This window comes from Paenibacillus zeisoli, assembly GCF_003994465.1.
Taxonomy (GTDB): Bacteria; Bacillota; Bacilli; order Paenibacillales; family Paenibacillaceae; genus Fontibacillus; species Fontibacillus zeisoli.
Map to the genome: position 1 here is coordinate 1,157,421 of NZ_RZNX01000001.1, position 20,446 is coordinate 1,177,866.

A 20,446-nucleotide genomic window follows, 5' to 3' on the forward strand; every position below is an offset into this window, starting at 1 on the left:
TCTTCTCCGGCAAGGATTCATTCCTGCCCGTATTTATAATTTCACGGCCTCCCCCTGATCAAAGAAATACAACCATTTCTCATGAATAGGAACACCTGTAATCTCCTCTAAGGCTCTTGCATAAAGCTCCAGCTGGTATCTATATTTCTCAGCAAGGGCGGTAAGTCCGCCCTGATGCTCCAGCACACGGTCACTCTTATAATCAAGTAAAATCCACTTCCCGTCGACACAGAACAAGCAATCGACAATCCCTTGGACGAGCACGGTTTCTTGAGTCAGTCCCTGCCCTATTTGAAGCTTGAGTGTTTCGTTACCAAGAACATCCTGCCCATCTCCCGTCAGCATGGGATAAGCTTCCGAAGCCGGTACTCCGTAACTGAATGCAAGCTCTCGCTTGATCCATTCCGCTTCGCGTAGACTGAGTCCAAGCGGACTCTTCAGGAATTGGATAATCCGCTCCCGCTCCAGCTCTTCCGCCTGATCGGCAGCCATAATCTGCTGCTGAATAAGCCAGCGGATCGTCTCTTCAACTGCAAGTTCCGCATTCTCAGCATCAAAAGAAACATGTTGCATGACCGTATGATAAGCAGTTCCCCGCTCTGTTGGTGTCATTCTGCGCTGCTCCATGAATTTCGGTCTTCGAAGATGAAGCTTGAAGGTAGACGGATCAGCTGGCTGACTAGCCTCCTCCTGCATGGCCTGACCTTCCAGGATATTAACTGGAGGATCATCCTGCATTGCAAGCAAGGCCTTCATCTCGGTTACAGTCGTCTTGGCAGAAATCTGACTGGCCGCTTCAAATGGATACGACCAACCCAGCCTGGAAGCAACAGCGCTGGATAGGTTCGGGTCAACCTCTTTCTTGACTAGAACAGGACGCCCGGATATTAGCGCCTGCAGTGCTGCTCTTTCTTCTGCATCGCTAGTCTCTCCCGCTTTCTCAGACGCTGCCGCTGCTTGTCTCTGCATAGTTTGGGATGAGAGGACTCCGATTCGCCAATTCAGGGATGGTGCAGGGAGCCTTGCACCCGTATCTTCACCAACGTCTGCAAGCTCTCTCAGTACAGAGGCTGCCGGGTGCCGGATCAATGCAGGACCGATCCAGTCCAGATAGCTTCGGCCCCGGGCGAGCATGTAGTCTGGAAGCATTTCATCTCCATTCTGGAGCGCCTGACTCCAGACTGCTGCTGCCTTGGGCAGATCCTTAACAGCAGACACCAGCACTAGCTTATCTTTTGGACGAGTAAGAGCGACATAGAGTACCCTCATTTCTTCAGCCAGCAGTTCCATGTTCGCACGTCTGCGAATGGCCAGGTTAGGAAGTGTTGGATAACTTACCCGTGTATCCGCATCAACGAATTTCGGACCGAACCCCAGCTCCTTATGCATCAGGAAAGGAGCATTCATGTCCTGTCTATTGAACATCTTGGATAGACCTGCAACGAACACGACAGGGAATTCAAGTCCTTTACTCTTATGAATCGTCATGATTCGAATACCTTCATTCTGGTCGCTGCCCGTACCTGGAGCACCGAAATCGCCGCCATTTTCTTTCAGCCTGAAGACAAAACGTAGAAAGCGGAACAACCCACGGGAAGAGGTGGACTGCTCATAATTCCGCGCTCTATCATAGAGCGCTCTTAAGTTGGCCTGACGCTGCGCTCCGCCTGGCAGACCTCCAACCCAGTCCAGATATCCTGTCTCTCTGTAAATGTTCCAGATCAGCTTTCCAAGCTCGCCCTGTCTGGCTTCAGTTCTCCAGCCTTCAAGCTGGACAAGGAATCTGCCAAGCTTGCGGGACAGCTCATCGCTGGACGATTCGTCCGCAGCGGTCGCCTGAACCGCCTCGTAGAAGCCTCCATTTGGGGCTGCTAATCGGATTCCAGCCAGTTCCTCCTCCGTCAATCCGTAGATCGGAGATCTAAGAACAGAGGCCAGCGGGATATCCTGCTGGGGATTATCAATAACCTGAAGCAGGGACAGCATAATCTCCACTTCGGATGCCTGAAAGTAGCCTTGGCTAAGTTCACCATAAGCCGGTATGCCTTCAAGCCGCAGCTCCTGAATCATGGCCGGGGCCCAGGAGAGCGTTGACCTTAACAGGATCACCATATCCCTGTACTGAACGGGACGGTGATCTTGTAACGTCTTGTCAAAGATATACAGCGGCTTGCCGTTCTCCCCCATCATTTCATGAATGCGCGCCGCAATCAGGCGGGCTTCCAGCCTAACCGCTTCCAGCTCGGCTGCGTCTTCCGCATTTCCTTCATCTTCCGGATTCAGTTCCGCTGCGCTCTCTTCTGACGACGTGTCCGTCTTACTTCGGTCAACTAGCAGCAGCTCGGGAAGATAACCGGAGCTATCCGGGGAGTCCTCCGGAAATCCCTCCCCATAGACAAGCTCTGCACGGGTGTCATAGGCTATTTCCGCCACACCTTCATTCATCATCTGTCTGAATAAATAATTGACCGCGCCAACGACCTCTCTCCGGCTCCGGAAATTGCGTGCCAGATCAATTCGGAGTCCCTCTCCCGAGAAATCCGGGCCGTAAATTCGGTATTTGTCCAGGAATAATCCGGGCTCCGCCAGTCTAAAGCGGTAAATACTCTGCTTCACGTCACCGACCATGAACCTGTTGCCGGGGGTCGCTGTAGAAATCAAACGTACAATGTTCTCTTGAACCGTGTTCGTATCCTGATATTCATCCAGCAGAACCTCCTCGTACTGCATTTGATATTCAAGAGCGGCATCGGATGGGATAATATTCTCCGGGGTTGAATCCGGGTGTCTCAGGATTTGCAGACAGTAATGCTCAAGGTCCGAGAAGTCCAGCCATCCTTTGGCCTGCTTCTCCTCCTGATACCTTCGAGCAAATGAGATGATTAACTCTGCCAGCTCATTCATAAGTGGAGCAGCCTTGTGCAGCTCAGCCACAAAGTCCTCGGCCGGTCGTCCGAACAGCTGACCGCGCAGCTCCGTGATCGTCTTCTTGGCCTCTTCACGCAGGCCTTTTACACGCTCCTGCAGAATGGGGTCCGTCTGGTCCTTCTTGCAGGGCTTCAGCTTACCGAAGCCTGAATACTGGAACACATGATATAAATTCTCCCATGGCTGATAAGAAGCTGCTTCAAGAAGTCCCTCAACCACTTCGAGATCCTCATCCAGAGAAGCAGCATAAGGAGCAGGGCCGCCGGGAGATAACGCGATCTCCTTCGCCTGCTTGAGCAAATCCCGCACCCCGTTCAAAGTCAGCACGGTATCTGCAAGGATCGATTTCACCCATGGGCTTTCAGACATCTGATTCATATCGGCCATTTCGAACAGCGCAGCCGTAGAGCGAAGCCAGTGGTCCGGCCAAGAATGGCTTCGGGAGAAGTCATATAACCGCTGGACCAGCAGGAACATCGCATCATCACTGCGTTCTCCGCTGAACCAATCCACCAAAGAAAGGAAGGCTCCTCCCTCGGCTTCTGTTCCATACTTCTCTTCGAACAGCTCCTCCAGCACTTCCTGACGGAGCAGCTTCACATCGCTCTCCGAAGCAATTCTGAAGCCGGGATCAAGTGGAATTAAGGTGTAGTACCGCTGTATAACTTCCAGACAAAATGAGTGCAGCGTTGTAATCGATGCACGTCCAAGCATAGCCAGTTGACGGCTTAAATGCTCATTTGACGGGTCCTCTTCTAGCAGAGCTTCAAGTGCCGAGCGAATACGTTCCCGCATCTCAGAAGCTGCGGCTTTGGTGAATGTCGCCACCAGGAGACGGTCCACACTAAGCGGCGCCTCCACATTGGATATTTTGCGAATAATCCGCTCTACCAGCACTGCAGTCTTGCCTGATCCCGCTGCAGCGGCAATCAGCATATTACCTCCGGACTGGGAAATGGCGTTCCACTGATCATCACTCCATTTACTTCCTGGCGGTTTGGGCATGCTCATTCCAGTCCCTCCTCTCTAATCCGTGCTGCTCCAGAAGACAGCCATTCAGAATCCTCTTGGCGGCTGCGTTCTCCCAGCAGATCCCAGGTCTGCTCTTTGCCGGGTTTGATCAGCATATTGTATTTATTGTCTTCCATTGTCTCGTCAAATTGGCACACAGACCTGTATGAACAGTGCGTGCATGCCGTCTCTTGTCCAATCCGGTAAGGCTCAATTGCTACGTCTCCCTCGGTAATCCGCGTTCCGATTCCCTTGATTGTATTTCTGACCGATTGAAGCAGCGTGTCCCACTGGTCTGGAGTGGCTACAGAAGCGCTGCTGTAGAAGGTCCCGTCTGTTTTTAACGCAACAGGAAGAATATCCGAATAACCTTTCTCCAGCAATCCATCCATGTGGGAAATGATATCCTTGTCAGCCATCAGAAGGCCTTTCATTTTGAACCGTTTGAGCATTTCCGCGCCTGCCTGCTGTGGGTCAAGTCCATTAGCAGATTGAAGCAGGGGATTATGCACATGGAAATACAAGGCTCCGGCCGGTACAGCAGAATTTCCAAGCCACTCTTCCGCCGAGCTGATGATAACGTCCAGATAAGTAAGCATCTGGAGCGAGAGGCCGTAATACACCTCGTGAAGCTTAAGATCGGTCTGGCTCGATTTATAGTCAATGACACGCAGCAGAATCCCCTGCTCGCCTTCCGCCATATCGACGCGGTCAATTCGGCCGACAATCTCCATGACACAGCCGTTCGGAAGCTCAAAAGTAAGCGGCGGAAGCGTTCGTCCAGGCCCGAAATCCAGTTCCAAACCAATCGGCTCAAAGCTTCCGCGGCGGGACTGTTCTCCCAGAATGACAGAGGCCCGGCCTACAATATTCTTAAGTTTGCGGGAAATATAACCGTACCGCTTCGAACTTAACAGAATTTCTCCCTGCAGCTTGGGAGCCAGCTTGTCAACAGCCGCTTCGGCTTCTCTGATACATTCGTCAGCTGACAGACTGCCCCAGCTTCGATTCTGTTCTTTGAAGGTGATGGCCATTGAGCTTAGAGCCGCATGGAAGAGTTGTCCAATATCTGGAGCTTTTAGGCGATAGAGTTGTCTTTCTCTAAGCTTCAATCCATGTGAGGCAAAATGCGAAAAAGGACAGGAGGCGAACCGCTCCATCCGGGAGACGCTGGTCCGCAGTCTTTTACCGTATAATTTGCGGCTTGTAGCCGGAGTAAGGGCATGGGTTCGATTGCGATAACCGAGTGAACCGAGCAGCTGGTTCAGCTTCGCGCTCCACTCCGGTCTCGACCGGTACCATTCCAGCACATCCCACCAGACCGGAGCGATTTCCGTTCCGGTCTTCCACAGGCGCAGCTGACCGATCAGCTCGGTAAGTGTCGGGGAAGGGTGTGTTACTTTCGCCATATCAATGGCTCCTTCAGCTGGGGATAATGAGCCCTGAGTCTCCCCGCGCAGCGCAGGAAATATCGTGTAAATATGCCGAATCACCTCGGAAGGCAGCAGCGCCTTCCCGTCCTCATCAGCAGACGGATAACTCACCCAGAGCGAGCAGCTTGCAGCGGAAAGCGCGTGATAAATGAGAAACCTCTCATCAAGCAGCTGACGAGTGATCCCAGGTGAAAGCTGCATTCCTGTCTTCGCCAATGTGGTTCTTTCCTGATCGGTCAAAATGCCTTCTTCCTGAATGAGGGCGGGCATCACACCTTCGTTAACACCCAGGAGGAATACATGCTTCACGTGACTGGTGCGGGTCCGGTCGGTCGAACCGATAAGAACCTGATCCAGAGAGGGCGGAACTAAAGCCAGCTTCAAACTTTCTAAACCCGTACCCAGGATCCCCGCAAATATTTCATTGCTTAAGATCTCTTCGCCCATCATTTCAACCATCTGGTCCAGCAGATCCAAGATAGCCCCCCACAACTGTCTATGCTCCATCGCCTCTTGCGGATGTCCCTTCGTCAGAGCATGATGAGCAAGCAGATCCAGCCGCTGCGGAGCTTCTATATCCTCGAGAAGCCGGTAGACAGCTTCACATTTCTCACGTACGGTCTTCCCTTTCTTAAGCCGTTTCTCGAAAGCCCCTAAAGGGCTGGCAATCGCTTGGCGGCAAAGCTCGATCCTTTCCATACCACTTGCGGCAGAAGTCTCATCTGCAGAGGTCTCGAGTGACAGACTCGGTCTCCCTTTCCACGGCCGCTGATCCGTCCATCTGGACCCATGAACCCCGCTTGCAAGAACATAATTCTCGAGCGTGTCCATATCGTTTCTATTAATTGAACCGTCTAGTGGCAGAACGAAATCCGTTTTGACGCAGCGGAACACATCGTCATATTTCCAATACTTTTGCACCACATCCAGGGAAGCGCGAAGATATTCAACAAGCGGATGATGGAGCACCGAACGTTTCTGATCAAGAAAGTAAGGGATATCATAATCTTCAAAAACTGAAGCTGCAATGTGCTCATAATCGCTTAAATTCCTCACAAAAACCGCGATATCCCGCCAGCGTGACCCCTTGTCCCTCACCAGGCTCACGATGGCACGTGCCGACTCTTCCACTTCCGCTCTGCGGTCAGGTGCAGCATGCAGGCTCAGGCTGCTATAGAAGTCTGCGGGAAGCTCGCCCCTCCAACGGATACGCTTTTCATAAGCAGACTCCAAGTGAGCCAATGTCTCACTCTGCACAAACCGTGGGTATGGCTTAGCATCTAACACCACTGTATCCTCGATATCTATATATAGGGATTCGGCCAAGGCTCGTAGTTTCATGTAAGCCAGTGCTGTAGGATGAAATAAATCCAGTTCATGAGGCTGCGTGCCGTGATCATAAGGCTTGTCCAGCGTGAGCGAAATCCGGACCTTGGAAGCACTCTTCAGGAGCTGTCCAATCGCTTCATATTCTTTGGGTGTGAACGTATAGAAGCCGTCAATCCAAATTTCACAATTTCTCAAAAACTCAGACTTCTCCGCTCCCTCAGCCAGCTTGGTCACATGGTCCTCGGCGTCGACGTAGTGATGCGAGAGCTCTTCTTCAAACTCCTTATAGAGCAGTGATAGATCATGCAGCTTGTCCTTAAGCAGCGGAGATTCCCCTTCATCCTCCCGCAGCTGGGAATAGTAATCCTCAAGCGCTGCAGCATCCCCCATGTACTTCTTCATTTCGGTATATAAAATATTCAAACGGTCAATCAGCCCCAACTGATCGCCCGCATTCTTGTATAATTTAAGCTCGCTTCTGCGTCGCCGCATGATTTTGTACAGCAGCATCCTTTTCCCCTCGTCACTAATGGGTATCAGAGCTGAACCACCAGTCTCCTGCATAACCCTAAGCGCTAGTCGGCGGAAGCCGAGCACCTGAGCACGAATCGTACCTTTCAGCTCTTCGGTCCCTACCAGAGCCCGTTCAATTTGAAATGTTCCTTGTTCAGGAACTAATATGATGATCGGAGGCCCCGAAGGGTCCTCGCGCAGTCTTGTTCGAACTTGTTCAAGCACCAGGCTGCTCTTCCCGCTGCCCGATCGGCCAATAATAAATTGAATTGACATTCTCCAGGCCTCCCGCCCCATTATCCGTTAATTCGTTCACGGACAAAATATGATTCCTATTATATCACATAGAGCAGCGAATTCAGAGAACGTATGTTTGTAAAATTTGCCTTGAGCTATCGCTCAAGTTCTCCTTAACAACAAAAAAAAGCACCCTTGGTTGGATGCTTTTCTTAGCTTAGGTAGCTTATAGAAATAATACTTAGGTGGCCTAGATTAGAGATTCGTTTTGCTTCGAACCTCGAAGACGGCAAACTTCAGGTAATGTCCTTCCTCAACACCCAGAATCTGCGGGTGGTCCTTTCCAGCAGCCCGCCACTCCACCAGACGGAGTACCTTGCCGGCATCAGCAGCCGCATCGAGAATCGTCTCCAGGAAGAGCTCTGGCCGCATGTGGTATGAACAGCTGGCTGTTACCAAATAACCGCCTTCATTCACAAGCTTCATCCCGTGCAGATTAATATCCTTATATCCCCGGGTAGCTCCTTTAACCGCGCTCTTTGTCTTGGCGAAAGCTGGCGGATCCAGAATGACAACATCCCAGGTACGTCCTCCTGCGGCCGTCATAGGTACGGAAGTATCAGCCTTGCTCTCTGAAGCCTGGGCCCGAACCTTACGCTCATCTACGCCTTTGACCTGTTCACGTAGATAATCGAAGGCATCGGCAACGACGAACTCCACCCGCTCTCCGAATCCGTTCAATTCCACATTGGCTTTGGCACTTTCAATCGCATGGGCCGAGATATCCAGACAGGTGACTTTCTTCGCCCCATATTTGCAGGCATGAAGGGTGAAGCTTCCCGTATGGGAGAAGCATTCAAGCACTGTAGCCCCATCCCAGTAAGGGAATGTAACTTCTTTGCCCTTACTGTTAAAAGGTACCAATCTAGTCTCATCTGTATCTCCTGCAACCTCCTGAAGAGTAATTCCACTGCGGGCTCCCCAGCCCGTCATCAGCGGCTCGATGGAGGCGCGGTTCTCACGCTGATCGAAGAAATAACCTGTCTTCTGGCCCTCTTCAATATCTACAGAAATAATCAGGCCATTCTCCATCACCGTCACATGACGTGGGCAGGTGCCGTACAGTGGCTCCTTGATCTGTTCCAGGCCTTCCATTTCCCGGACGCTGACATCGCTGCGTTCATAGATTCCGATAGGCTGTATAACCTGGACCAGTGCCTTCACAATCTGCTCCCGCCGAAGATCCATTCCAAGTGTTAGCACCTGGATGACGAGCACATCGCCAAAGCGGTCCACAACCAGCCCAGGCAGGAAATCTGCTTCACCATAAACAAGGCGGTAAGCCTTCTCTTCCACAAAGCGTTCACGCAGCTGAAGACACTCTTTGAATCTTCTTGTAAAAAATGCCTCGTCCATTTCTTCTAACGGTCGATAGGACACCACTCTGACACTGATCTGCGACTTAGGGTTGTAATAACCCGTCGCCAAATATTTGCGCTGATGATTCAGAATCTCAACGAGTTCGCCCGGCTGAGCTTCACCCTCAATCGTCTCGATTTCATTGCTAAATATCCAAGGATGTCCCTGTTCCAGCCTTTTTCTCCGGCTGCGCGACAAGATTACAGATGCCACCAAAAATCACTCCAATTTATTCGTATTAAAATATAATATAGCCCAAGAATGGCTTGTCATGCTCGTATGACTCCACGCATAGCCTAACAATAGAGGCTCAGAACAACAGAAGGAGGGATTCATCCTGCTGCTGCGTGAAATTATGATTCCACTAACACTCGGACTCTCCCTCTTTATGTTCGGTATGAAAATTATGGAGTCCGCCCTTCAGGCATGGGCAGGCCCTCTGCTGACCAAGCTGCTGAACGCATCCACGACAACACCCTTGAAGGGGATGGTGTTCAGCACCTTGGTCACCGCCGTACTGCAGAGCAGTACGGCCGTCACAGTAATGACAATCGGACTTGTGAATGCGGGCCTCCTTACTTATGCACGCACGCTTGGAATCATACTCGGAGGGAACATCGGCACGTGTCTGACTACTGAACTCATCGCCTTTAATTTCACCCAAATCGGCATGCCGCTGCTTATCATCTCTTCCGCACTCTGGGCAGCCTCGATCTTGATTGAGGACAAGCTTGGATCTGGACGAAACTTTACTGTTAAGCTTAGAGCAGTTCAATACGGCGCTCTCGCTGCCGCAGGCTTCAGCTTAATCCTGATTGCTATCAAGTGGATGCAGTCGGTTAGTCCAGCACTTGAAGCTGCCGGAATTCTGGACTGGCTCATCAGAAAGGCCTCAGACAGCCTGCTTTGGGGAGCAGCCGCAGGAGCTATTCTAACAGCTCTGGTCCACAGCAGCGCCGCTGTGATTGGGATGACGATGACCCTTGTAGGATCAGGCGCACTGCCTGTAGAATTGGGTATCGCCATGGTGATTGGCTCCAACGTCGGGACCTGTGTCACCGCGCTGATCGCTTCCATTGGCGGTACCCGCTCAGGGAGCTTTGTGGCCTGGTCACATATTATCCTCAATCTGGGAGGAGCCGTCCTGTTCCTTCCTTTGATTCCTAGTCTGGAGGCTGTCTCGGCATGGATAACGAATGATCCAGCCTCCCAAATTGCCCACAGCCAGACTGTATTTAATGTTGTCTGTTCCGTTCTTGCCCTGCCGATCTGCTACCTGCCCGTGTGGAAAGCAGGCAAAGACCTTCCTCCAGCTGGCAATGCGGCTTAAACCGTTCCTGGATTCCTTCATTTTAATAAAGGATTGGTCTTATTGACGTATTGTTTCTTACTCTAACACCAGCGGAGGGGGCGGAATCGTCCTGAAGAAGCGAAGCGTTCGCCTTTGCTCCCGGATTCCATCACAAAAGTGATGATAATAAGGAATCCGGAAGCAACAGCGATCGTAAGGACGATCCGCCCATAGAGCGCAAGATTACACCTCTAGGCCCAGCAGCTTAAGACCCTTCTCCAATATAAAATCATTATTGTCATAGCCAGACTTTTGCTGTTTTTCCCAGGCTTCTTTCGGCTCATACCAAGCTACACCGCGAATCTCTTCCACCTGTGCCCGCAAATCACCGCTCACACTCTCGACAAGATAATAGTGCACTTCCTTGTCCACATTTCCATGCTGAGGATGCTGATAAGTATATGCAATAATATCGATTGGCTGCACAATACGCCCGGTTACACCCGTTTCTTCTACAATTTCTCGAAGAGCGGTCTCTTCAATTGTCTCACCAGGCTCTCTCTTCCCTTTAGCAAATGAGATCTTGCCATAGCGGTCAGTAATCAGCTGAATTTGCAGTTGATTCTGGACATGGCGATACACAATCCCACCCGCGGATATTTCTTTGAATGACATCCTGTCAGGCCTCCTTCTTGTAACGCTGTACAAATGTATTTGAACAACAAGGATTTCAGCCCGAAGCGGGTTGAAATCCTTGTTGTTATTCCACCACTTAATTATATGGGTTTACCCAGGTCTACTGATGAGTTCTAATTCTCCGGTGAATATGAATTAGGCAATTGCTTCAGGCGCAGAGTCAAGCACTCGAACGAGCTGCCCCTCACAAGTATTTACACCGGCCTTTGTTACTTTAACCCGGCACACCTCGCCTCTTAGCTCTTCAGGACCATCGAACAGAATTTGCAGATAGTTGTCACTATAGCCCATCAACTTGCCTGGGCCGCACAGCCCCTTGTCATCACGTTCGGGTATAACATCCAGAACTTGACCCACAAACTTCTCCGCATAAGCGAGCTGCATCTGTTCAGACATATCAATTAAATCGTGAACGCGCGCATGCTTAATCTCCTCATCCACTTGATCTTCCATTCTCGCAGCTGGAGTACCTGTACGTTTGGAATAAGGGAAGACATGCATTTCCGAAAATCCGATTCTCTTGATCGCTTCAAAGCCTTCCTGGAACAGTTCATCCGTCTCACCAGGGAAGCCTACGATAATATCTGTCGTAATGGCTACATCCGGCATGAAGTCACGAATTAACCGGATCTTCTCTTCGAACTCGGCAATCGTATATTTCCGGCGCATACGTTTCAGCACTTCATCACTTCCCGCTTGAAGCGGAATGTGGAAATGCCGGGACATCTTGCTTGAGTTCTTCAGAACGTCAAGCATTTTCTCATCAATTTGGCTTGCTTCAATCGAGCTGATACGAATGCGCTCAAGTCCTTCAACTTTGTCGAGGTCCCAGAGGAGATCTGACAGGCGGTAATTCTCCAAATCGTCGCCATATCCCCCGGTATGAATCCCGGTAAGAACAATTTCCTTGAATCCGGCAGCAACCAGCGAATGAGCCTGCTTGATCACACTTTGCGGATCACGGCTGCGTGATAGCCCGCGAGACCAAGGGATGATGCAGAAGGTGCAGAAGTTATTGCAGCCCTCCTGAATTTTGAGGAAAGCTCTCGTGCGATCGGCAAAATCAGGCACATCCAGCTCCTCAAATTCCCGGGTCTTCATAATGTTGCGAACCGCATTAATCGGCTGGCGTTCAGCTTGAATTTGCTGAATAAAGGGCATAATTTTGTCCCGATCCTGCGTACCAATTACAAGATCTACACCGGGAATGTCCAGAATTTCAGCGGGTGAAGTCTGGGCATAACAACCCGTTACCGCAATAATGGCATCCGGATTGCGGCGGACCGCACGGCGGATAATTTGACGGCTCTTCTTGTCTCCTGTATTGGTTACGGTACAGGTGTTAATCAAATATACGTCAGCTGTCTGTTCGAAATCGACTTGTTCATAGCCCTCATTCTTAAACAGCTGCCAAATGGCTTCAGTGTCATAAAAGTTCACTTTGCAGCCCAAAGTGTAAAATGCTACGGATGGCATGTTGTCATGCTCCCCCCATTTCTCCGGTTTCATAAAGCATACATGTCAGGGCGGCCATTCCAGCCGTCTCCGTCCTAAGAATGCGCCTGCCTAGCCCGACAGATAAGGCACCTGCGGCCTCGGCCTCTTCAATTTCCTTCTCGGTAAATCCACCTTCAGGTCCAACTACAATCATAATCCGATATTTACGGTCCCTGTTCATCTGTTCGGACCAAGGCTTCAGCACGTCACGCAGTTGTTTGCCGTTCTCCTTCTCGTAACATACGCAGACGAGATCATAGGCTGTGAACTCCACCTTCAGCTGTTTCCAGGTTAATGCCTGCTCTACTTCTGGAATCTTGCTGCGATGAGCCTGCTCAGCAGCTTCCTTGGCGATCTTGCGCCAACGGGTAATCCGCTTCTCTTCCTTCTTAGCATCATACTGAACAATGGTCCTCTCCGACAAAAAAGGCACAAAAGAAACTGCACCGATCTCGGTGCATTTCTGGATAACTATTTCCATTTTATCGCCCTTGGGCAGGCTCTGAGCCACAGTCACCTGGAGCCAAGGCTCCTGGGACAGCGTGAGATGTTCAACAATCACCGCCTGAACCTCAAGCGGTTCAATGGCCTGAAGCTCGACGATGGCTTCCTTGGAGATGCCGTCACTTACAATAACCTTATCCTTCGGCTTCCCCCGCATTACCCGGGCAATATGCCTGGCATCTTCGCCTGTAATCGTTACTGAAGTCTCTCCGAACTGTTCAGACGTAATGAAATAACGCTGCATGTCTTAACCTTCCTTGTCCAAAATCATCAATGTACATCATACAACTTTTGGCGTAGGCTGACCAGTGTGAAAAACACTCTTCCAGCGTCTTCCTCCCAGCCTAACCAGAGACCAGATTAAATAGTCCTAAGTACATCGAATACGCTGCATTATACAGCGGAGTAATGGTGAACTGTTTCAGCGCCGGAATGAACAAAATGAGCAAGAAGATGAATAATGCCCACCGTTCGAACTGTTGAAGTCTTCCCAGCATAGAACGTGGTGCCAAATCCTCGATAATACGATATCCATCTAAAGGAGGCAGCGGAATTAAATTGAATAAGAACAGAAAGAAATTCATTAAATTGAAATAATAGAAAAAGGAAGAGATCGCTTCCGCCAGCTTACTGGGATCACCTGACCACAATGAATTCATCACGCCGAAATGATGAAGGGCCGCATAAATCAAAGTTCCCAGAATCCCGAGAAGCAAGTTACTTATCGGTCCTGCTGCAGACACAATAATCCCCATAAGACGTGGATTACTAAAGTTTTCCCGGTTCACCGGCACTGGTCTTGCCCAACCAAAGCCAGCAAGCAGCAGAAGCAGCATGCCTATAAAATCGAAATGAACAGTCGGGTTAAGCGTGACCCGGCCGAGCAGTTTAGCAGTTGGATCACCAAATTTATTAGCAAAGTATGCATGTGCAAATTCATGAACCGTAAAGGCAATAATTAATGCCATAAGAAAGAATGGCAGCTTAGCCAAAGGGAAAACAAATATATTATTTAGAAAATCCATACTTTACCTCTTCCTGGCCACGAAAGCCACCCAATCTTCTTCACGTGCCGTTTCCGTTATTTCAAAGCCCGCCTTGATGAGAGCTTCTTCTACCAGCTGCTCTTTGTTCTTATAGATCCCTGAAGCAATATAATATCCGCCCGGCTCAAGTGCCAGATATACATCATCAATGAACAAAAGAATAATCTCGGCCAAAATATTAGCCACCACAACGCGTACGGGCAGCTTAATACCCAACCCATCTGTACCCTGCTTCAGTACAGACAGCAGATCGCTTTCATGTACAGTAATCTGCTCGTTCAGTCCGTTAAGCAGTGTATTCTCTCTGGCGCTTACGACGGCTACAGGATCAAGGTCGATGGCCAGCACATGCTTGGCACCCAGCTTCACAGCCCCAATCGCCAATATCCCTGAGCCAGTCCCCACGTCCACAACCTCGTCCCCTTCACGGATAACACCTTCCAGTGTTCTGAGGCATAGAGCTGTCGTAGGGTGAGTTCCTGTACCGAATGCCATTCCGGGGTCAAGCTCAATAATACGCTCCTCCGGAGTCTCCGGTTCATACTGCTCCCAGGTTGGCTTAATTGTCAGGCGCGTGGATACACGCAGCGGCTTGAAGTACTGCTTCCAGTTATTCGCCCAGTCATCCTCATGAACATCCTTGATTTCATATTTGAGCTCCCCTGCATCGATACCAAAGTCCTTCAGCTCTTCGATCCGGGGCTTAATTTCCTCTAACACTTCCTCTACGCTGCTTGTCTCTGGGAAATACCCTTTCACTCTGGCCTTCCCTTCAGGGATATCATTAGGCTCCAACTCATACCACTGTCCGTAGGAAAGATCCTGCAGCTTGCTGTTGTATATGGATTCCTCGATAGATACCCCACCTGCACCCGCTTCATGCATAAAATTGGTAATCATCTCCACCGCTTCTTCTGTTGTATGTATAGTTAACTCTCTCCAATTCATGAGTTAAATGCCTCCTCTTTCCTAATTGCATAACTCTCATTGTACTATACAAATTGAAGAGAGACAAAATTCCCCGCAAAAAAACCCGCCGGAATAAAATACGACGGGTTTTGAATAATCAGCTTCTTTTTACATCAATCGATTGCCATGCTGACGAGCATCTGCCCGCTCACTCCGCTGCAGGGCTTCCCAATCTTCCTGATCTGCACGCTCTTCAGAAAACTCTACATCAAGATAGCTGCCTTTTAGATTCTGAGGTACCTTGCCTGTAAAGCGCTTGATATACGCAGGCCTCTTGTTCATCTCATTCCCTCCTTATCATTTGGGTTGCCCCTATAGCATGCCACCTGCTTCTTCAATAATTCGCAGTGCCTGATGGTGAGACCCTTCATCCACAACCACCGTAAGCAGAATGTCTCTCCCTGTTGGCCCGCCTTGTCCTCCGTCGCTCATTCCGCTTGCCGCAGGGTCTGCTGCAGCCAGGATTCCTGCGGAATGATTCGTAATCTCTGCATCCTGGGTAAGGGATGCAAGGGAGCTCCACTCCCCCGAGAACATATTGACAGGATCATAACCTTCACCAGGATAACGGCTGAACCGGGTTATGGACATGTCTACCACCCGAAGGGCCTGAAGCTTACGCTGAGCTCCTTCGGCCTCTTCAGGGCTTTTGAAGTACGCCAGGATATTTTTCTCGGTCATCTGTATCGTCCACCTTTCTCGTCAATGGTGCTCAACACAAGCTCTTGGAGATTTAGGATGCGGCGCATCAGGCATTTTTATTCGGTAAATAATCTAATCTGTTAAGGGAAAACTATTTTGCCATATAAAAATGAAACCGATTCCTGCCGCTTCCGTATTAAATGTTATAGACAAACAACAATATATCTTTATAGGAGGCTTCAAGACACACATGATGAAGAAGTTAATGCTTGTCGTAATGGCGTTTACATTGTTCTTTGCATTCACCGCACCGCATGCAGTCGATGCTAAACGTTCGGGTGGAGGATTTAAATCCGGTACACGTTCCTACACCAACACACCTAAGAAATCCAATGATTATGATTCAACTAGGAAATCTTCAACTACAACTAACGGACAAACAGCTAAACGCGGATTTTTCAGCGGCGGAGGATTTATGAAGGGCCTTATGATCGGCGGCCTTGCAGGAATGCTCTTTGGCGGAATGTTCTCCAATATGGGTGCTTTTGGAAGCATTCTCGGTTTGATGATTAACCTGCTTGCCATTTATGTAGTGGTAATGATTGCAATTGCCTTGTTCCGAAGATTCAAGAAACCGAAATATAACGATCATCGTGGAGGAAGATACTAAGTATGGTTCTCAGTATGGATGAAATCATCAACGCTATCTGTCTTCATATGGCTCAACGCAAAGACGTTCGTCCAACCGAAGTTCAGGTCGAATTAGCCTGGGATGAAGATACTGGTTACACAGCTGAGGTATGGGTCAATGGCAGAAGTCAGTATCTCGTAGAAGCCAATATTATTGAAGCCATATTGCTGTACGCACATACGGAATATGGACTTAGGGTGTTCCGGGAAGATGTTACTCTCGACCTGGATGAAGAAATCACAGCGAGAATTGCGAACTAAATAGACATTAGACAAGCCCCCTGCCGATGGCAGAGGGCTTTCTATATGCCTGATATATCCGGGCGCCAAATAAAAAACTGTCCTACAGTCTAGCGACTTGTAGAACAGTTTTTTTCATTATGGACTGAACTTTACGAAGTTCGTTCCAAAGGGTTAAAACTTCGGATTAATCTCCACGAAAGGCACGCTTCATACGATCAAAGAAAGATTGCTCATTCTCATGCGTGTGCTCGCCCTCAAGTGCTGAGAATTGACGAAGCAGATCCTTCTGATCGTCGGTTAGCTTGCTTGGGGTAACAACGACGACCTTAACATGCTGATCGCCCTGTCCAATTCCGCGCAGCCGAGGTACTCCTTTTCCTTTTAAACGGAAATAAGTACCCGTCTGAGTGCCCGCCGGGATTTTAAGCTTAACTTTCTCCGTAAGGGTTGGGATTTCAATTTCATCACCCAATGCAGCCTGAGCGAAAGTAAGCGGAATTTCACAGTATATGTCGTCTCCTTCACGCTCGAAGAAGTCGTGCGGCTTCACGCGAATCACGATGTAGAGATCGCCAGCCGGACCTCCGCGCAGACCGCCTTCACCTTCTCCAGACATGCGCAGCTGAGCGCCATCATCGACTCCCGCAGGAATGCGCACATGAATCTTGCGCTGTTTCTTCACCTGGCCGTTACCATGACAGGTAGGGCACTTCTCTTTGATAATCTTGCCTGCACCACCGCAATTGCTGCACGGACGGCGATTCACCATACGGCCAAACGGCGTATTCTGAACCACTTCCTGTTGTCCTGAACCATGACAGACGGAACAAGTCTCCGGTTTCGTTCCAGGCTTGGCACCCGAACCGAAGCAGGTATCACAGGATTCGGTACGCGGAATCGTAATGTCAGACTCTTTACCGAATACGGCTTCCTTAAATTCAACCGTCATCGTATACTGCAGGTCATTCCCGCGCTGTGGGGCGTTCGGGTCTCTTCTTCCCCCGCCACCACCAAAGAACATATCAAAGATATCGCCTAGACCGCCGCTGCCAAAGTCACCGGAGAATCCTCCACCCATGCCTTGGTTCGGATCCATATGTCCATATTGATCATAGCGGGCCCGCTGCTGCGAATCACTGAGGACATCGTATGCTTCCTTAACCTCTTTGAACTTCGATTCAGCGTCCGCGGCTTTATTTACGTCAGGATGATATTGACGTGCAAGCTTTCGATAGGCCTTCTTAATCTCTTCATCAGAAGCACTTTTACCGAGGCCCAGGACCTCATAGTAATCGCGTTTCTCTGCCAATTGTTCCACCCCCCATATCTTTAAAGGCTAGCACTGCAAAGTGACTTAGCTAGGCAAAAGGAAAGCCAAAGCGCGGGATGCCTATGCGCTTTGACCTTCCCTGTTACCTAAATAAGCTATAACACCAGTCCCTGGTGAATTAGTTCTTCTTATCTTCGTCAACCACTTCATAATCAGCATCAACGATGTTATCTTTACCTGCCGCTCCGCCAGCAGAAGCACCATCAGCGCCTTCAGCTTGCTGAGCTTGTGCAGCCTGCTCATACAGTTTAACAGAAAGCTGCTGAACAATCTCGGTCAATTTCTCGGTAGCTGCTTTGATTTCATCCAGGTTGTCGCCTTCCAGCGCTTTTTTCAGCTCGTCTTTGGCTGCATTTGCCTTCTCAACTTCACCAGCATCTGCTTTTTCACCAAGGTCTTTGATGGTTTTGTCAACAGAATATACAAGTTGGTCACCAGCATTCTTCGCTTCAACCAGCTCTTTACGCTTCTTGTCTTCCTCAGCGTGCAGTTCTGCATCCTTCATCATTTGTTCAACTTCAGCATCGCTCAGACCGCTGGAAGAAGTGATGGTGATCTTCTGGCTCTTGTTCGTTCCTTTATCTGTCGCAGATACGTTCACGATACCATTGGCATCGATGTCGAAAGTAACCTCGATCTGAGGCACACCGCGTGGAGCCGGAGGAATATCTCCCAGCATGAAGCGTCCAAGTGTTTTGTTGCCTGCAGCCATTTCACGCTCACCTTGAAGCACGTGAATCTCTACGCTAGGCTGGTTATCCGCATAAGTGGAGAACACTTGGGATTTGCTTGTAGGGATCGTAGTGTTGCGTTCGATCATTTTCGTAAATACGCCACCTGCAGTCTCGATACCCAGGGAAAGAGGAGTTACGTCGAGAAGGACTACGTCTTTAACGTCACCTGTAAGTACGCCGGCTTGCACAGCAGCACCAAGAGCAACTACTTCATCCGGGTTAACGCCTTTATGAGGTTCTTTGCCTGTCAATTTCTTAATCGCTTCCTGAACGGCAGGAATACGAGTAGAACCGCCGACAAGGACGATTTTGTCGATATCCGCAGGAGTCATACCTGCATCGCTAAGTGCACGGCGAGTTGGTCCGAGTGTTCTTTCTACCAGATCAGCAGACAGTTCTTCGAACTTCGCACGAGTCAGGTTCACTTCCAAGTGCTGAGGCACTCCGTCTGCTACAGTGATGAACGGCAAAGAGATCGTTGTCGTAAGAACACCGGACAATTCTTTCTTCGCTTTCTCAGCTGCGTCTTTCAGACGTTGTACAGCCGCTTTATCCTTGCTAAGATCAATACCTTGATCTTTCTTGAATTCAGCAACGAGGTAATCAATGATAACTTGGTCAAAGTCGTCACCGCCAAGACGGTTGTCCCCGCTTGTCGCTTTAACTTCGAAGAATCCGTCACCCAGTTCAAGGATGGATACGTCAAATGTACCGCCGCCCAGGTCATAGACCAGGATGGTCTGATCTTCGGACTTCTCAAGACCGTAGGCAAGTGCAGCTGCCGTTGGCTCGTTCACAATACGCAGAACTTCAAGACCTGCGATTTTACCGGCATCTTTGGTTGCTTGACGCTGGCTATCGTTAAAGTATGCAGGAACCGTGATAACCGCTTGAGTTACCGGTTGTCCAAGATAGGCTTCAGCATCAGCTTTCAATTTTTGCAAAATAATTGCGGAAATCTCTTGCGGTGTGAAATCTTTGCCATCAATCGATTCTTTGTGGCTCGTACCAATATGTCTCTTGATTGAGATGATCGTACGATCCGGGTTAGTGATAGCTTGGCGCTTGGCTGTTTCACCTACCACACGCTCTCCATCTTTCTTAAAACCTACTACCGAAGGAGTTGTGCGCGCACCCTCCGGGTTAGGGATAACAACGGCTTCGCCGCCTTCCATAACTGCTACGCAGGAGTTCGTTGTTCCAAGGTCGATACCGATAACTTTACTCATTAGTATATTTCCTCCTTAAGGATGTAATGTTCATCTTGCTTATGTGTGTAATTAGCCGCTTACTTTAACCATTGCAGGGCGCAGAACTTTATCTTTGAGCAGATAGCCTTTCTGTACTTCCTCTACAACGATGCCTTCTTCGTATTCATCCGATTCCACCTGCATGATCGCTTGATGGTATTCCGGGTTAAATGGCTGGCCTACCGAATTCATAGGCGTAAGTCCTTCTGCAGACAGGATTCCTTCCAATTGACGGAAGATCATATCTACTCCCTTGGAGAACGATTCCGCTTCCGCATTCTCCTTAACTGCTGCAAGAGCGCGATCCAGGTTATCTACTACCGGCAAAAGCTCGGTAATCAGCTTGGCTGAGGCATACTTTCCAAGCTCCTCTTTCTCCTTCTGCGTACGTCTGCGGAAGTTGTCGAAATCAGCTTGAGAACGCAGGAAACGCTGCTGATGCTCCTGCACTTCATTGCGAAGCTGTTCCAATTCAGCAGACACGGCAGACTGAGCGGATGCTGCACCCTCGCCCGCATCTGTAGAGTTAACTTCTTCCGCCTCAAGATTATCGTCATTGGATACATTAACATTATCATTAGAAGGGTTCATGTTATCTTCCTTTACCTCATTGTTGAGTTCTTCTTGAATAGGTTGTTGTTCCTTCAAGATGTCTTCACCTCCTTAAAATACGAAAATTGCTGT

General features: G+C 49.5%; 16 protein-coding genes. 3 read left to right on the plus strand and 13 right to left on the minus strand.

What is annotated here, in order from left to right:
• Positions 1–33: 33 nt before the first annotated feature.
• The 3 genes from addA to EJP77_RS05560 form a co-directional block, all read right to left on the minus strand.
• Entirely contained in the window at positions 34–3,939 is a 3,906-nt protein-coding gene (gene addA, locus EJP77_RS05550; RefSeq protein ID WP_127198126.1) for a helicase-exonuclease AddAB subunit AddA, read from the minus strand.
• The gene (gene addB, locus EJP77_RS05555) at positions 3,936–7,490 is read right to left on the minus strand and encodes a helicase-exonuclease AddAB subunit AddB (RefSeq protein ID WP_127198127.1); all 3,555 of its coding nucleotides are present in this window, start codon (positions 7,488–7,490) and stop codon (positions 3,936–3,938) included. Before addB ends, addA begins: the two co-directional genes overlap by 4 nt.
• A 216-nt stretch (positions 7,491–7,706) precedes the next feature.
• Positions 7,707–9,083, minus strand: a complete 1,377-nt coding sequence (locus tag EJP77_RS05560) for a class I SAM-dependent rRNA methyltransferase (protein ID WP_127198128.1) — start codon at positions 9,081–9,083, stop codon at positions 7,707–7,709.
• Between the two features lie 127 nt (positions 9,084–9,210).
• On the opposite strand from EJP77_RS05560, the gene EJP77_RS05565 reads away from it, so the two are divergent.
• Complete coding sequence (locus tag EJP77_RS05565; RefSeq protein WP_127198129.1) at positions 9,211–10,200, plus strand: Na/Pi cotransporter family protein; 990 nt, start codon at positions 9,211–9,213, stop codon at positions 10,198–10,200.
• 204 nt (positions 10,201–10,404) lie between these two features.
• Here EJP77_RS05565 and EJP77_RS05570 read toward each other — a convergent pair whose 3' ends face one another.
• The 7 genes from EJP77_RS05570 to EJP77_RS05600 all read right to left on the minus strand — a co-directional run bounded on the left by EJP77_RS05570 (position 10,405) and on the right by EJP77_RS05600 (position 15,554).
• On the minus strand, positions 10,405–10,836 hold the full coding sequence (locus EJP77_RS05570; RefSeq protein WP_127198130.1) for an NUDIX hydrolase: 432 nt from the start codon (positions 10,834–10,836) through the stop codon (positions 10,405–10,407).
• Positions 10,837–10,992: 156 nt separating this feature from the next.
• Entirely contained in the window at positions 10,993–12,333 is a 1,341-nt protein-coding gene (gene mtaB / locus EJP77_RS05575; protein WP_127198131.1) for a tRNA (N(6)-L-threonylcarbamoyladenosine(37)-C(2))-methylthiotransferase MtaB, read from the minus strand.
• A gap of 4 nt (positions 12,334–12,337) precedes the next feature.
• Complete coding sequence (locus tag EJP77_RS05580) at positions 12,338–13,102, minus strand: RsmE family RNA methyltransferase (protein WP_127198132.1); 765 nt, start codon at positions 13,100–13,102, stop codon at positions 12,338–12,340.
• A 100-nt stretch (positions 13,103–13,202) separates the two neighbouring features.
• The gene (locus tag EJP77_RS05585; RefSeq protein WP_127198133.1) at positions 13,203–13,883 is read right to left on the minus strand and encodes a site-2 protease family protein; all 681 of its coding nucleotides are present in this window, start codon (positions 13,881–13,883) and stop codon (positions 13,203–13,205) included.
• A 3-nt stretch (positions 13,884–13,886) separates the two neighbouring features.
• Entirely contained in the window at positions 13,887–14,852 is a 966-nt protein-coding gene (prmA, locus tag EJP77_RS05590) for a 50S ribosomal protein L11 methyltransferase (protein WP_127198134.1), read from the minus strand.
• Between the two features lie 129 nt (positions 14,853–14,981).
• A complete protein-coding gene (locus EJP77_RS05595; protein WP_127198135.1) occupies positions 14,982–15,155 on the minus strand; it encodes a YfhD family protein in 174 nt (57 codons plus the stop codon).
• A 30-nt stretch (positions 15,156–15,185) separates the two neighbouring features.
• The gene (locus EJP77_RS05600) at positions 15,186–15,554 is read right to left on the minus strand and encodes a hypothetical protein (protein WP_127198136.1); all 369 of its coding nucleotides are present in this window, start codon (positions 15,552–15,554) and stop codon (positions 15,186–15,188) included.
• Between the two features lie 214 nt (positions 15,555–15,768).
• Here EJP77_RS05600 and EJP77_RS05605 point away from each other — a divergent pair, with 214 nt between their 5' ends.
• Both EJP77_RS05605 and EJP77_RS05610 read left to right on the plus strand, forming a co-directional pair.
• A complete protein-coding gene (locus EJP77_RS05605; RefSeq protein ID WP_425464227.1) occupies positions 15,769–16,185 on the plus strand; it encodes a DUF2207 domain-containing protein in 417 nt (138 codons plus the stop codon).
• A gap of 2 nt (positions 16,186–16,187) precedes the next feature.
• Positions 16,188–16,466, plus strand: a complete 279-nt coding sequence (locus EJP77_RS05610) for a YxcD family protein (RefSeq protein WP_127198138.1) — start codon at positions 16,188–16,190, stop codon at positions 16,464–16,466.
• 166 nt (positions 16,467–16,632) lie between these two features.
• Here EJP77_RS05610 and dnaJ read toward each other — a convergent pair whose 3' ends face one another.
• The 3 genes from dnaJ to grpE all read right to left on the minus strand — a co-directional run bounded on the left by dnaJ (position 16,633) and on the right by grpE (position 20,410).
• A complete protein-coding gene (dnaJ, locus tag EJP77_RS05615; RefSeq protein ID WP_127198139.1) occupies positions 16,633–17,757 on the minus strand; it encodes a molecular chaperone DnaJ in 1,125 nt (374 codons plus the stop codon).
• Between the two features lie 139 nt (positions 17,758–17,896).
• Positions 17,897–19,741: a molecular chaperone DnaK gene (dnaK, locus tag EJP77_RS05620; RefSeq protein WP_127198140.1), complete on the minus strand. Its 1,845-nt coding sequence runs from the start codon at positions 19,739–19,741 to the stop codon at positions 17,897–17,899.
• Positions 19,742–19,792: 51 nt separating this feature from the next.
• A complete protein-coding gene (grpE, locus tag EJP77_RS05625; protein ID WP_246021683.1) occupies positions 19,793–20,410 on the minus strand; it encodes a nucleotide exchange factor GrpE in 618 nt (205 codons plus the stop codon).
• Between the last annotated feature and the right edge of the window lie 36 nt (positions 20,411–20,446).